General features: G+C 70.2%; 11 protein-coding genes and 1 pseudogene. 5 read left to right on the forward strand and 7 right to left on the reverse strand.

Translation table 11 applies throughout. From position 1 onward, the window contains the following. Position 1 precedes the first annotated feature (1 nt). Positions 2-265 carry a YARHG domain-containing protein gene (locus BY998_RS21770; RefSeq protein ID WP_110353791.1) on the forward strand — a complete coding sequence of 88 codons (264 nt, stop codon included), beginning with the start codon at positions 2-4 and terminating at the stop codon, positions 263-265. Between the two features lie 120 nt (positions 266-385). Here BY998_RS21770 and BY998_RS21775 read toward each other — a convergent pair whose 3' ends face one another. From BY998_RS21775 to petA, 4 genes are all read right to left on the reverse strand, one after another. Continuing rightward, entirely contained in the window at positions 386-1261 is an 876-nt protein-coding gene (locus BY998_RS21775; protein ID WP_110353792.1) for an S-methyl-5'-thioadenosine phosphorylase, read from the reverse strand. Positions 1262-1461: 200 nt separating this feature from the next. Beyond that, a complete protein-coding gene (locus tag BY998_RS21780; protein ID WP_110353793.1) occupies positions 1462-2355 on the reverse strand; it encodes a cytochrome c1 in 894 nt (297 codons plus the stop codon). Between the two features lie 22 nt (positions 2356-2377). Further along, positions 2378-3667 carry a cytochrome b N-terminal domain-containing protein gene (locus BY998_RS21785; protein ID WP_110353794.1) on the reverse strand — a complete coding sequence of 430 codons (1290 nt, stop codon included), beginning with the start codon at positions 3665-3667 and terminating at the stop codon, positions 2378-2380. A 34-nt stretch (positions 3668-3701) separates the two neighbouring features. Then, positions 3702-4250, reverse strand: coding sequence for a ubiquinol-cytochrome c reductase iron-sulfur subunit (gene petA, locus BY998_RS21790; protein WP_110353795.1), 549 nt, complete (start codon positions 4248-4250; stop codon positions 3702-3704). Between the two features lie 355 nt (positions 4251-4605). Here petA and BY998_RS21795 point away from each other — a divergent pair, with 355 nt between their 5' ends. After that, positions 4606-5886: an O-acetylhomoserine aminocarboxypropyltransferase gene (locus BY998_RS21795; protein ID WP_110353796.1), complete on the forward strand. Its 1281-nt coding sequence runs from the start codon at positions 4606-4608 to the stop codon at positions 5884-5886. A gap of 6 nt (positions 5887-5892) precedes the next feature. Here BY998_RS21795 and BY998_RS21800 read toward each other — a convergent pair whose 3' ends face one another. From BY998_RS21800 to BY998_RS21810, 3 genes are all read right to left on the reverse strand, one after another. Then, positions 5893-6747 carry a formyltransferase family protein gene (locus BY998_RS21800; RefSeq protein WP_110353797.1) on the reverse strand — a complete coding sequence of 285 codons (855 nt, stop codon included), beginning with the start codon at positions 6745-6747 and terminating at the stop codon, positions 5893-5895. Further along, entirely contained in the window at positions 6747-7514 is a 768-nt protein-coding gene (locus BY998_RS21805) for an SDR family NAD(P)-dependent oxidoreductase (RefSeq protein ID WP_110353798.1), read from the reverse strand. The genes BY998_RS21800 and BY998_RS21805 overlap by 1 nt, the downstream gene beginning before the upstream one ends. Positions 7515-7575: 61 nt before the next feature. Next, positions 7576-8883, reverse strand: coding sequence for a capsular biosynthesis protein (locus BY998_RS21810; RefSeq protein WP_110353799.1), 1308 nt, complete (start codon positions 8881-8883; stop codon positions 7576-7578). Positions 8884-9215: 332 nt separating this feature from the next. Here BY998_RS21810 and BY998_RS21815 point away from each other — a divergent pair, with 332 nt between their 5' ends. From BY998_RS21815 to BY998_RS21825, 3 genes and pseudogenes are all read left to right on the forward strand, one after another. Next, a complete protein-coding gene (locus BY998_RS21815; RefSeq protein ID WP_110353800.1) occupies positions 9216-11162 on the forward strand; it encodes a capsular biosynthesis protein in 1947 nt (648 codons plus the stop codon). A 9-nt stretch (positions 11163-11171) separates the two neighbouring features. After that, the gene (locus tag BY998_RS21820) at positions 11172-12641 is read left to right on the forward strand and encodes an LTA synthase family protein (protein WP_110353801.1); all 1470 of its coding nucleotides are present in this window, start codon (positions 11172-11174) and stop codon (positions 12639-12641) included. 194 nt (positions 12642-12835) lie between these two features. After that, positions 12836-13117, forward strand: a pseudogene (locus BY998_RS21825) (sugar transporter); the annotation flags it as partial.

Consider the following 13117-nt stretch of genomic DNA (forward strand, 5'->3'; position numbering starts at 1 on the left):
CATGCGCTTTCTCGCCGCCACGATCCTGCTGTCAGCCGCCGCCACGCCCGCGCTCGCGGCCTTCCCCTGCGATGCGCTATGGGGTGAGCGCAACGCGATCTACAAGGATGCGGGCTACTGCTTCCGCACCGAGCGCGCGATCCGCGCCTTCGGCAATGCGGGCTGCCGCTACGACGAACTCGCCGATGTGCCGCTGTCGGCCCGCCAGCGCGCCGACATCGCCGAGATCCAGCGCCAGGAGCGCATCAACGGCTGCGCACGCTGAATTTTCCGCCGCTCGCCGTCACTGCGAGAGCAGCGAAGCCGTTCGGCGGCGCGACCGTTCCGGAAAGGACGGAGCCCGGGATCGCTTCGGCTGAAGCCTGGCGATGAGGCTCCGCTGCGATCAGCCCTCGAGCACCCGCCCGGCCACCGCGTCGAGCTTGGCGACGAGGTCCGGGTCGCGATGGGCCGGCGCGGTCATGATCGCGCCGTCGAGCGCCCGGTGCGAGCCCGCCGGGCAATCCTCGCGCTCCGCCGGGAAGTCGCGGGCGACCCGGGCGACGAGTTGGGCCGCCTTGCCGGCGTTGGCGCGGGCCACGGCGACGACCGAGGCCACATCCACGCTGTCGTGGCTCGGATGCCAGCAATCGTAATCGGTCACCATGGCGATGGTCGCGTAGGTGATCTCGGCCTCCCGGGCGAGCTTGGCCTCCGGCAGGTTGGTCATGCCGATCACGTCGAAGTTCGAGGCCTTGTAGTGCTTCGACTCGGAGAGGGTCGAGAATTGCGGCCCCTCCATGCAGACGTAGGTGCCGCCCCGGTGCACCGCGATGCCCTCGGCCTCGGCCGCGGCGGCGATGCGCTTCTGGAGCACCGGTCCCACCGGGTGGGCGAAGGGCACGTGGGCGACGCAGCCATTGCCGAAGAAGGAGGTGGCGCGCCCGAAGGTGCGGTCCACGAACTGATCGACGAGTACGAATAGGCCGGGATGCAGCTCGTTGCGGAACGAGCCGCAAGCGGAGAGCGAGATGATGTCGGTCACGCCCGCGCGCTTCAGCGCGTCGATATTGGCGCGGTAGTTGATGCCGGTGGGCGAGAGCCGGTGGCCGCGGCCGTGGCGGGCCAGGAACACCACCTTGGTCTCGCCGATACGGCCGATGCGCAGCGCGTCCGACGGTTCGCCCCAGGGGGAGGAGATCGCCTCCTCGCGGACGTCCTCCAGGCCGGGCAGGTCGTAGACGCCCGAGCCGCCGATCACGCCGAGAACCGCTGCCGTCATGCGAGAATCCCCTGTCTCCGGCCGTTGCGCGACGCCGCGCGCGGCCCGTCGCGGGACGCGTCGCAGGGTCTAGCGATGACGATTTGAGTTCGCCCGGACTGGCCATGTCCGGCGCTTGGCAGCCCTTATCGCAGGCTTGCGCCGACAGGCAAACGGGCCCGCGAGGGGCCCGTTTGTTCGTGCTGACCGGTACAGTCGGCTCAGTAGGTCTTGTGCAGCTCGGGCTGGAGGCCGTGCACCTCGCCACCGACCTTTTTCCAGACCTGCTTCTTCACGTAGTAGAGCAGCCCCGCGAGCACGAAGAGGAACAGGATCACGCGCAGACCCAGCGCCTTGCGGGCCATCATGTGCGGCTCGGCGGCCCAGGCCATGAAGGCCGCCACGTCGTGCGAGTACTGCTCGACCGTCTCCGGCACGACGGGCTCGCCCTTGTCGTTCTTGGGATAGGTGAGCTGCCCATCGCTGAGCGGGTTCGGCATCGCGATGACGTGGCCGGGGTAGTATTTGTTGTAGTAGCCGCTGTCGGGCATCGTGAAACCCTTCGGGGCATCCTCGTAACCGGTCAGCAGCGCGTGGATGTAATCGACGCCCTGTTCCGAGTAGCCGGTGAAGGGCAGCGCATCGAAAACGAAGAGCGGGAAGCCGCGCTCGTAGGTGCGGGCCTTGGCCAGCACCGAGAAGTCCGGCGGCGCCTTGCCGCCATTGGCCGCGGCCGCCGCCTTGTCGTTGGGGAAGGGCGACGGGAAGCGGTCGGCCGGACGGGCCGGACGCTCCTTTTCGGCGCCGGAATCGTCGATTTCCTTGACGCTGTAGGTCTCGGCGAGCGCCTTGACCTGCCCCGCGGTGAAGCCCGGACCGCCGGGCTCCGCGAGGTTGCGGAAGGCGACCAGACGCATGGAGTGGCAGCTCGCGCAGACTTCCTTGTAGACCTGGAAGCCGCGCTGGAGCTGCGCCTGGTCGAAGCGGCCGAACATGCCGGCGAAGCTCCACTTCTCCCGCGGCGGGTTGATGCCGTGGCCGTCATCGGCGAGCGCCGAGGCGGCACCGAGGGAGGCCGCGAGAAGGGTCGCGGCGGCGAGGCGTGCGATGCGCATCGTTGTTGTCTCCCCCTGCCCGTCAGCGCTTGGCCGGTTCGGCCGCGGCGCCCGCGGGCATGCCCGATCCGCTCACCTGCTTGCCCTTGCCGGTCACGGTTTCGAGGATCGATCCCGGCAGGCGGTCGGGCGTCTCGAACAGGCCGACGAGGGGCATGACGATGAGGAAGTGGGCGAAGTAGTAGAAGGTACAGATCCGCGAGGCGAGGACGTAGCCGCCTTCCGGAGGCTTCGCGCCAAGCCAGCCGAGGATGATGGCGTTGACGAGGAACACCCAGAAGAACACCCGGTAGACCGGACGATAGTTGCAGGAGCGGACCCGCGAGGTGTCGAGCCAGGGCGCGAAGGCCAGGATCAGCACCGCGCCGAACATCAGGATGACGCCGCCGAGCTTATCCGGCACCGCGCGCAGGATCGCGTAGAAGGGCAGGAAGTACCATTCCGGCACGATGTGCGCGGGCGTCACCGACGGGTTGGCCGGGACGTAGTTGTCGGCGTGGCCGAGGTAGTTCGGCTGGTAGAAGATGAACCACGCGAACAGGATCATGAACACCACCACCGCGAACACGTCCTTGATGGTCGCGTAGGGGGTGAAGGGCACGGCGTCCTTGCTCGACTTGATCGGGATGCCGGCCGGGTTGTTCTGGCCCGTGACGTGCAGCGCCCAGACGTGGAGGACGACGACGCCCGCGATCATCCACGGCAGTAGAAAGTGCAGCGAGAAGAAGCGATTGATGGTCGGGTTGCCCACCGAGTAGCCGCCCCAGAGCAGGCTCTGGATCGTGTCGCCGACCACGGGGATCGCCGCCAGGATGTTGGTGATGACGGTGGCGCCCCAGAAGCTCATCTGGCCCCACGGCAGGGTGTAGCCGAGGAAGGCTGTGGCCATCATCAGCAGGTAGATGATGACGCCGAGCAGGTAGAGCACCTCGCGCGGGGCCTTGTAGGACCCGTAATAGAGGTTGCGGAAGATATGGACGTACACCGCCACGAAGAACATCGAGGCGCCGTTGGCGTGCGCATAGCGCAGCAGCCAGCCGTAGTTCACGTCGCGCATGATGTGCTCGACGCTCTCGAAGGCGTTGCTCGCGTTCGGATCGTAGTGCATCGCCAGCCAGACGCCGGTGATGATCTGGATGCCGAGGAAGGCGATCAGGATCGCGCCGAAGGTCCAGAAGTAGTTGAGGTTACGCGGAACCGGAAAGGCGACGAAGGACGAGTGCACCAGCCCGACGAGCGGCAGCCGTGACTCGAACCACTTCGCGAGGCGGCTCTTGGGGACGTAGGTCGAAGTCGCGTGTGCGCTGCTCATCGGGTTGCCCGCTCCGGCTTCTCGTGTCCTGTTCTTAGGCGACCGCCTTGCCGCCTTCTTCGCCGATCTTCAGCTTGGTATCGGTCTCGAAGGCGTAGGGCGGGATCGGCAGGTTGGTCGGCGCCGGGCCGCGGCGCACGCGGCCGACGGCGTCGAACTGCGAGCCGTGGCAGGGGCAGGACCAGCCCTCGTAATTGCCGGAATGTCCGATCGGCACGCAGCCCAGATGGGTGCAGTTGCCGTAGGCGACGAGCCAGCGGTCGTGACCCGCCTTGACGCGGGTGTCGAAACCGGCCGGGTCGATCATCTCGGAGAGGGGCACGGCCTTCATGTCCGTGACTTCCTTCTCCGTCAGCTTGCGCACGAAGATCAGCTTGCCGCGCCAGAACACGTTGACGATCTGGCCGTCCTGGATCGGACTGAGATCGACATCGAGCGGCGCGCCGGCCGCGACCGTGGCGGCATCCGGCGCCATGGAGGCCACGAAGGGCCACGCCACCGCGCCCACGCCGACGGCCAAACCCGCGCCGGTTGCGAGGAACAGGAAATCTCGCTTGGTGCCCTGAGGCCCTTCGTCTGCCAAGGTAACCCTCCCGTCAGCCGGCAGTGCCGAGCCTCTCCGGGCACCGCGGATGCTTCGATCCGGGCATACCTTGGAGGCTTTTCAATTCAAGGTCCGGGTCGACGGCAGACACCATCGCGCGCCGGCAATCAATGCGACCCGCGGTCACCATCGGATTGCCGATCCCGTCCCGGGCGCTCTCTGACATGCAAGATGCGAACGTGTCTAGACTGCCGCGCTTGAGGACTGTGCAGCGCGGCAACGTTACCCGCCTACCGTCACCAGAAGGTCACCTTGCCGCCCGGTGCCCGGATGCGGGGCGCTTGCACGTCCGGAGATCGCGGGCGTACACCGCGGGCCCTGAGGAGTTTACGCGATGACCGACCGCCAGCCCGGCTTCAACACCCTCGCGATCCACGCGGGTGCGACCCCCGACCCGGCCACGGGGGCGCGGGCGACGCCGATCTATCAGACGACGAGCTTCGTGTTCGACGACGTGGACCACGCCGCCTCGCTGTTCGGGCTCCAGGCCTTCGGCAACATCTACACCCGCATCACCAACCCGACGAACGCGGTGCTGGAGGAGCGCATCGCCGCGCTGGAAGGCGGCACCGCCGCGCTCGCCGTGGCCTCGGGCCACGCCGCCGAGTTCCTGACGCTGCACGCCCTGATGCAGCCGGGCGACGAGTTCGTGGCGGCCAACAAGCTCTACGGCGGCTCGATCAACCAGTTCAACCACTCCTACAAGAACTTCGGCTGGCAGGTGGTCTGGGCCGACACCGACGATCCCGATTCCTTCGAGCGGGCGATCACGCCCCGCACCAAGGCGATCTTCTGCGAGTCCATCGCCAATCCGGGCGGGGTCATCACCGACATCGCCGCGCTCAGCGTCATCGCCAAGCGCCACAACATCCCGCTCATCGTCGACAACACGATGGCGACGCCGTACCTGATCAAGCCCTTCGAGCACGGCGCCGACATCATCGTGCACTCGGCCACCAAGTTCCTCGGCGGCCACGGTAATTCCATCGGCGGCCTGATCGTGGATGGCGGCACCTTCCAGTGGCAGGGCGACGAGCGCTACCCGATGCTGTCGCAACCCCGGCCCGAATATGCCGGCATGGTGCTGGCCGAGACCTTCGGCAATTTCGGCTTCGCCATCGCGGTCCGCGTGCTCAGCCTGCGCGATCTCGGCCCGGCGCTCTCGCCCTTCAACGCCTTCCTGATCCTCAACGGCATCGAGACGCTGCCGCTGCGGATGCAGCGCCATTCCGACAACGCGCTACAGGTCGCGCGCTTCCTCAAGGATCACGCCGACGTCGAGTGGGTGAGCTACCCGGGCCTGGAGAGCGACCGCTACCACGCGTTGGCGCAGCGCTACACGCCCAAGGGCGCGGGGGCCGTGTTCACCTTCGGCCTCAAGGGCGGCTACGAGGCGGGAGTGAAGCTGGTCTCGAATCTCCAGCTCTTCAGCCACCTCGCCAATATCGGCGACACGCGCTCGCTGGTGATCCACCCGGCCTCGACCACGCACCGCCAACTCACCGACGAGCAGAAGCGCGCGGCCGGCGCCGGCCCGGAGGTGGTTCGCCTCTCCATCGGCATCGAGGACCCGCAGGACCTCATCGACGATCTCGATGCCGCCCTGCGGGCCTGATCAGGCTCAATCCCTGCGGGAAAGCGTGAGCGCATCCCGCAGGTCGCGGCCGTCGGTGAGGTTTTTTCCTTCCCGACGCATCCGGGCGAGCATGGCCCGATCCGGAAAGCCGCAATAGGGCAGCACCGGCGCCGTCCGGCCGGGCGGAAGCGCCCCCGCTGCCGCCTCGTCGAGGACCCGTTCGAGCAGGTGGCGGCCCCGCTCGTGCAGCCGCACGGCGGCGCGGGTGGCCGTGGTGTCGTCGGGCAACGCGACCGCCTCCTGCGCCAGGATCGCCCCGGCATCGATCGCCGCTGCGAGGCGGTGGATCGTAACGCCGAAACTCCCCCTCCCCTCCGCCAGGGCGTGGATCGTCGGCACGGGACCGCGATGGTGCGGCAGCAGGCTCGGATGCAGGTTGATCCCGCCGAGCCGCGCCCGCGCCAGGGTCGCCTCGGACAGGATCTGGTCGAAGTGGAAGGTGACGACCAGGTCCGGCGCGTGCGCGGCGAAGGCCCGCGCCACCGCCTCTCCGTTCACGTCGTCGACCGTGAGAACGGGTAGGTCGAGGCGGCGGCAGAGTGCGGCGAGCGGCGTCGCCTCGGGCGCCGCGCGGCTGCCGGCGAGCCGCTGCGTGAGCGGGGCGAGCGGGCGCAACAGGTCGGGCAGACCGAAATTGACGCCGAGATAGGGCAGGAAGCCCGGCCCCGAGCGGGCGAGGTGGCGCCGGATCTGCCCGGTCAGCCCACCCGTCGCCGGACGCTCGGCGTTCGAGAGCCCGACGAAGGCGATGTCCCGCGCGTGATCCGCTACGAAGCGGCGCACCGCGCGGGCGTTCGGCAGGGCTTCCAGCGCGAACAGGGCGAGGCGCGGCGCGGCCATCAGCGCCGCGGACGGTTACGGAAGCGGAACCCGCTCAGGCCCGCGCTGCGAATCCGTTCCGGCACCAGCAGCGCCCCGCGGGCGAGCGCGGCGAGAATCGCCGGAAAGGCGATCACGTCGCGGTCGCGCTCCAGCCCCTCGATGATGCGGCCGGCAGCCTGCTCCGCGCTCATCTCCAGGGGCCGCCAGCCCTTGATGACGCCGCCCATCGGCGTCTTCACGTAGCCCGGCGTGACCACGCTGAGGCGCACGCCCAGCGGCTTCAGCTTCTGGCGCAGCGCGAGGCCGTGGGCCAGGAGCGCGGCCTTGGCCCCGCTATAGGCCGGCGCATCCGGCAGCGGCGCGTAGGCCGCGAGCGACGAAATCAGCGCGATCTGGCCTCGGCCGCGCGCGCTCATCAGGGTCACGCAGGGCAGCATCACGTTGAGCGCCCCGCCGAGATTGATGTCGGCGGTCTCGAAAGCGGTCTCTTCCGTCTCCAGGCCGCCGCTCGGATGCCCCCCGTTCACCGCGGCGTTGACGATCACGAGGTCGAGGGGCGTCGCGCTGTCGAGTTCGCGGATCCAGGCGCCGATCTCCGTCCGCTCGCGCACGTCGATGATCCGCGTGCGGATGTCGGCCCCCCGTTCCCGGCATTCCTGCGCGACGGCCTTGAGCCGGGTCCGGTCACGGCCGGTCAGGACGAGGCTGGCGCCCTCCCGCGCATAGAGCCGCGCGAGGGCCGCGCCGATGCCGCTGGAGGCTCCGGTGATGAGGATGACGGGCAAGGATGTCTGTCTTTCGGGAGAGCCGGCGGTCGAGGTCCGGAACGGCCTTGACGCGCTGCCGTCAATAGGCGGGCGAGAACCGGCCGTCGCGTTCGGTCTCGTCCAGCGTGTCGCGGGCGATGGCCAGCGCCGCCGGCGGCAACGCGGCCTCGAGCCGGGGCACGGCGCCCGCCACCGCCCGCTCGATGGCCGGGCGCGAGAAGTAGCCGCCGTTGATCTGGGTGCGGTGCATGACGACCCGGGTGAAGTCGCGCATCAGCGCCATGTCCGGCGGCTTCGGATCGCTCCAGAAGGTGTCGATGTCGCCCTGATGCGTCAGGCCCGGCAGGTTGTAGACCGCTTGACCGAAGGCGAGGGTCGGCCGGCCGCGCTCCAGCGCCAGCATCCCCACCGTCGAGTTTACGAGCACGACGCCGCGGCTGCCGTCGATCAGCTTGGGCAGGTCGCCGCCGTCGATGAAGTCGAGGCGGTCGTTGCAGCCGTGGCGCTTGGCCGATTGCCGGGCGCGCTTGCGCCAATTCATGATCCCGCTGTCGAGCGGGTGCAGCTTTACGAGGAGCCGGGTCGGTGCCTGCGAGTGCTTCGCGAACGAGGCGATCACCCTGTCCATGAAGCCCTCGACGCCGAGGAACGGCGAGTGGACGCGGATCTGGTAGTCGCTGTCGAGTTGAAGCGGCAGCAGGAAGTAGTCGGCCTGGATCGCTGCGTAGATCTCGTTGACCCGCGCCGCCTCGCGCCGGGTGCGGCCGCGGCGCACGAACTTCTTGATCCAGCCGCCGTACTCCGCGGCGATGTGGTTCGGTCGATGGGTGCGAAAGCCCGGATAGAGATACGGGAAGCCGATATTGGCGATGTTGAAGCCGATATCCCACAGGCTGCGCCGGGCCATGTCGCCCGTCAGCGGCATCGCGCGCCCCGGCTGCGGCAGCTTGCGGGCGATCGCCCGGATCTCCTCGGCGCGCTTCGGCAGCGTGGAATTGCCGTTCACCCCGCCCGCCTCGCAGGTGATCCAGTAGGGCCGGACGTACCCTTCCTCGAAGACGTGGATGCGCACGCCCAGCGGCTTGGCGACCAGCACCGCGGCCTGATGGTAGGGTCGGCAGTCGCCGAACAGCACGATGTCGGTGACCGCGTGCTCGCGGATATAGGCTTCGAGGTAGGCGTCCCAGTCGTCGCGCTTGCCACGGTAATGGTCGGCCGGAAGGCGCCAGAACAGCCAGTCGCCCGCCGAGAAATTGATGCGGCGGACCTTGTGACCGCGCTCGATCAGCGCCGCGCCGAGAATCGAGAAGAACGGGGAGGCGATCCCCTGCAGGAACAGGAACGTGGCGGCGTGACCATGAACGGCACTGGCACGTGGCTGCGACATTCCGAGGTGCTCAATCCCTGAAGCGCGAAGCGAAGGGCCGACGGCGTCGAGGCTGACGAAATCTCATGCTCTGACCGTCGCAGCAACCACAGCGAGAGGAGAGCCGAGCGATTCGAGAACCTCCGTGGCCGATACGTCACGTCTTTTGAGAATGCGACGATCGGTCGGGGAGGTCTCGCGCCAGATTACGGCTCCGTTGTGTCCGGCCGATCGTCGTCCCCTGGAAAATCCGCCCCATCCCCGGGACGACCGTCCTCCGCCCCTGCTCCGCCGCCCATGCACGAACCGCCCTGGGCCGCGACCCCGGCTTGGGCTATGGAGCGGGCCTTGCCATGATCGATCTGCGCCACATCGAGCCGGACGGGGATACCGGGCTGCCCCGCTCCTTCCTGCCGCTCGGCCGGACGGTCCGGCATCTGCGCGCCGAGATCGAGGCGGCCACGGGCGTGCCCTTGAGCCTGCGCTCACCGGGTGCCCCGGCCCTCTGGTCCCCCGCTGCGGCGGGGAGCGGTCTTCCGGTCCTGCGGGTCGCCCCGGGGCCGCTCCTCAGCCCCTACGATTCGCCCGCCACCGGCTTCGCGAGCCTGAGACTGAGTTATGCCGGCCGCCCGGTCGGCGGCGAGGAGCCCTCGACGGACCTGGGCGATCTGCTGCGCGCGGTTCGCCTCTCCGGCTTCAACCGCTGGCCGCGATCCGGCGCGGGTTCGGCGGAAGAGGCTTTCGCGGGAGCGCCGGGCCTGGCCCTGATCGATGCGCGGACGGCGGCTTCCCGCGGGTCCGTGCACGCCTTCCTGGCGCGCCTCCTGGCCGAGTTCCCGTCCGCGCGTTTCGTCGCCGCCGGCCCGGACGGCTGCCCGGATGAGGCCGCGCCGACCGATCCGCGGCTCGTCGTCCTCACGGCGCCGGCCGATCCGTGGCGACTGTTTCCGCTCGCCGGGCGCATCCACGTGGCGCGGTGGGACGCCGGCTGGGAGGCGCAGGCCGCAGGCTTCGAGACGCATTGCTCCGACCCCGCGGCGGGCCCCCGGCCCGGCGATGCAGCCGCTCTCCTGGCGTCCCGCTTCGGCGAAGGCGTGCACGGCTTCGATCCCTGGACGCGGCGGCCGATTTCGCTTGCGGAGGCCGCCGAGCGGGTGGCGTGGTTGCGCGACCGCTTCCGCGGCGACGCGCGCCGGGTCGTCCTCGTCGGCGTCTCGGGCTGGAAGCGTGCGGCGCTCGATGTCTTCGCCGCGGGCCCGGCGGGGCCGCCGCTCCACACCATGACGGCGCAGGAGGCGGTCGCGCTGGCGCGCAGCCACGACGCCCGAGTTCAGGCCTGGGCGACCCGCTGCCCCGAGCAGCTTCCGGGCCTATGCGCGCAGGCCGGCATCCCCTTCGCGCGCATCGAGGACGGCTTCCTGCGCTCGGTGGGCCTCGGCGCCAGCCTGCAGCCCGGCGCGTCCATCGTCGTGGACGACCTCGGCATCTACTACGACCCGCGTGTCGAGAGCCGGCTGGCCCGCATCCTCCGGGAGGCGGCGTTCCCGCCCGACGTGACCGCGCGCGCCGCCGCCTTGCGCGAGAGCATCGTGGCGCGACGCCTGAGCAAGTACAATGTCGGCCTCGCGGGTGCCGGCGAGGATTGGCCCACGGACCGGCGGATCGTGCTGGTGCCGGGACAGGTGGAGGACGACGCCTCGGTGCTGACCGGTTCGCCGCAGGTTCGCGGCAACCTCGCGCTCCTGCGCGCCGCCCGCGCCCGAAATCCGGACGCCTTCCTGCTCTACAAGCCGCATCCCGACGTGGAAGCGGGCTTCAGGCCCGGCACGATCCCCGAGGCCGAGGTGCGGGCGCTGGCCGACCGCGTGGTGGGCGGCCTCTCGATCGTGGATCTGCTCGACCGCTGCGACCACGTCGAGACCATGACCTCTCTGGCAGGCTTCGAGGCGTTGATCCGGGGCTTGAGCGTGGCCGTTCACGGCCGGCCCTTCTACGCCGGCTGGGGCCTCACCGAGGATCTCGCCCCGGACGCCGACCGGGGCCGGCGGCTCTCCCTCGACGAGCTGGTGGCGGGCGCGCTGATCCTCTACCCGCTCTATCTCGATCCCGTGGCGATGAAGCCCTGCACGCCGGAGCAGCTGCTCGACCGCCTCAGCGAGGCCCGCGCCGCCGCCCCGCCCTCGCCGCTTGCACTCGGCGCCGTCCGCCACGCCACGATGCGGCTGCGCTACGCCGTCCTCAATCCGATCCTGCGCCGCCTTCGCGCCCGCCGCGGCGTGTCCGGCGGACCGCGGCGTTAAGGGCCTTCGATGAGCGCGGCGACCCTTCTCCTGCCCCTGGCGGTCGCGCTCGCGGGCTCCCTCGCCATCGAGGCGGCGGCCTCCCCGCGCCGGCCGAGCCTGCGTCCGGGCGATCTCGCGATCCGGCTGGCGGGCTACGCGCTCATCACGCTGTTCTGGTTCCAGTTCTCCTGGCGCCCCTGGCTCGCGGCCTCCTCCTGCCTGCTGACGCTCGCCATCCTCGCCGTGGTCGATTCGCTCAAGCGCCGAGTGATCGGCGAGCCGGTGGTGTTCAGCGACCTCGCCCTGCTCGCCCAGGTGCCGCGCCATCCGCAGCTCTACTACACCCTGCCGCTCACCGACCTGCGCATCGCGGGGCCGCTTCTGGCCGGCCTCGCCGCCGTCGTCGCGTGGTACCTGATCGAGCCGGCCGCTCTTCCCGACGCGACCGGCGCCGCCATCCTCGCGATCCTCGGATTGCCGGTCTCGCTGGCCGGCCTCGTGCTGGCGGGCCTGACGACGCCGGGCCGGGCCCTGCTGCGCCGTCTCTTTCCGCGGCCGGACCTCGAGCGCGACGTGCAACGGTTCGGGCTCGTCGCGACCATGATGGGCTACGCCCTGCGGCGCCTGGGCGAGGAGGCGCCGCCGGCTACGAAGCCGTCGCCGGCCGCCGGAGCGGATGCCGGCGACGAGGTCGTCGTCGTCGTCCAGCTCGAATCCTTCCTCGATCCCGCCCGCATCGGCGGCCCCGCTTTGCCCGCGATGTCGCGCATCCGGGCGCAGGCGACGCAGTACGGCCGCCTCGCCGTACCCGCCCACGGCGCCTACACCATGCGCTCCGAGCACGCGGTGCTGACCGGTTGCGAGCCCGAAACGCTCGGCTTCGGCCGCTTCGATCCCTACCTCGCCCGCAAGGGCGAGGAACCGACGAGCCTCGCCCGACTTGGCGCCGGGGCCGGCTTCGCGACGGTGTTCGTGCATCCCTTCCACCGCGACTTCTTCGACCGGGCGCGGGTGTTCCGCCGACTCGGCTTCGAGCGATTGGTCATGGAGGAGGATTTTGCGGGCGCGACGCGGGTGGGGCCCTATGTGGGCGACCTCGCGGTGGCCGAGCGCATCCTGGCGGAGGTCGCGCCGGGCCGGGGCCGCACCTTCGTCTTCAGCGTCACCATGGAGAATCACGGTCCCTGGAAGCCCGGGCGGCTCGCGGGCATCGACCGGCCGCTGGACCAGTACCTCCATCACGTCGCCAATACGGGTCGGGCCGTCGAGCGCCTGATCGACGGGCTGTCCGGGCGGCGGGCGACCCTGTGCGTGTTCGGCGATCACGCGCCCTCGCTGCCGGACCTGCCCCCCTCGGCGGAGGGGCCGGCGGCGACCGACTACGCCCTGTTCCGCTTCGGCCGGAACGAGGAGGCCGCACCGCTCCGGCGCGACCTCACGGCAGCGGGCCTCGGCTGTGTCCTGCGGGACGCCCTCGCGCCGAATCGACGGGGGTGAGTCGGTTAAGCGTGGCCGTGCCACGGTGGTGACGCATTGCTGCGTGAGCCCTCGGCGGCCTTCGCGCGGCCTGCGCGTCGTCGCGAGTATGAGTCCCCGGGGGCAACGGTTACATGGATCGCAGCATCGGTGCGCAGGACGAAGAACGGGCGAGCGGGGCCGATCGGCCGGCCGCGGCCCGGACGGGTCGGCCCATGAAGCGCGCGGTCGCCCTCGCGGTCGTCGGCACCGCGCTGGCCGTGTCGGGCTGCTCGTTCCTTCCGGCTGCCGGTCCGACCACCTCGGCGATCGAGACGGGTGCGGACGTGGCCACCGCCGAGGGGCTGTTCGCCCGCTACGAGATCATCGACGTCACCCCCGCCGTCGTCGAAGCCCTGCGCACCCGCCCCCTCGACAGCCTGCTCGTCACCTTCGGCGACAACCGCCCCGCCGTCGAACCCGTCATCGGCGTCGGCGATGCCGTCGCCGTCCAGGTC

The sequence above is a fragment of the Methylobacterium sp. B4 genome (assembly GCF_003201865.1).
GTDB lineage: Bacteria > Pseudomonadota > Alphaproteobacteria > Rhizobiales > Beijerinckiaceae > Methylobacterium.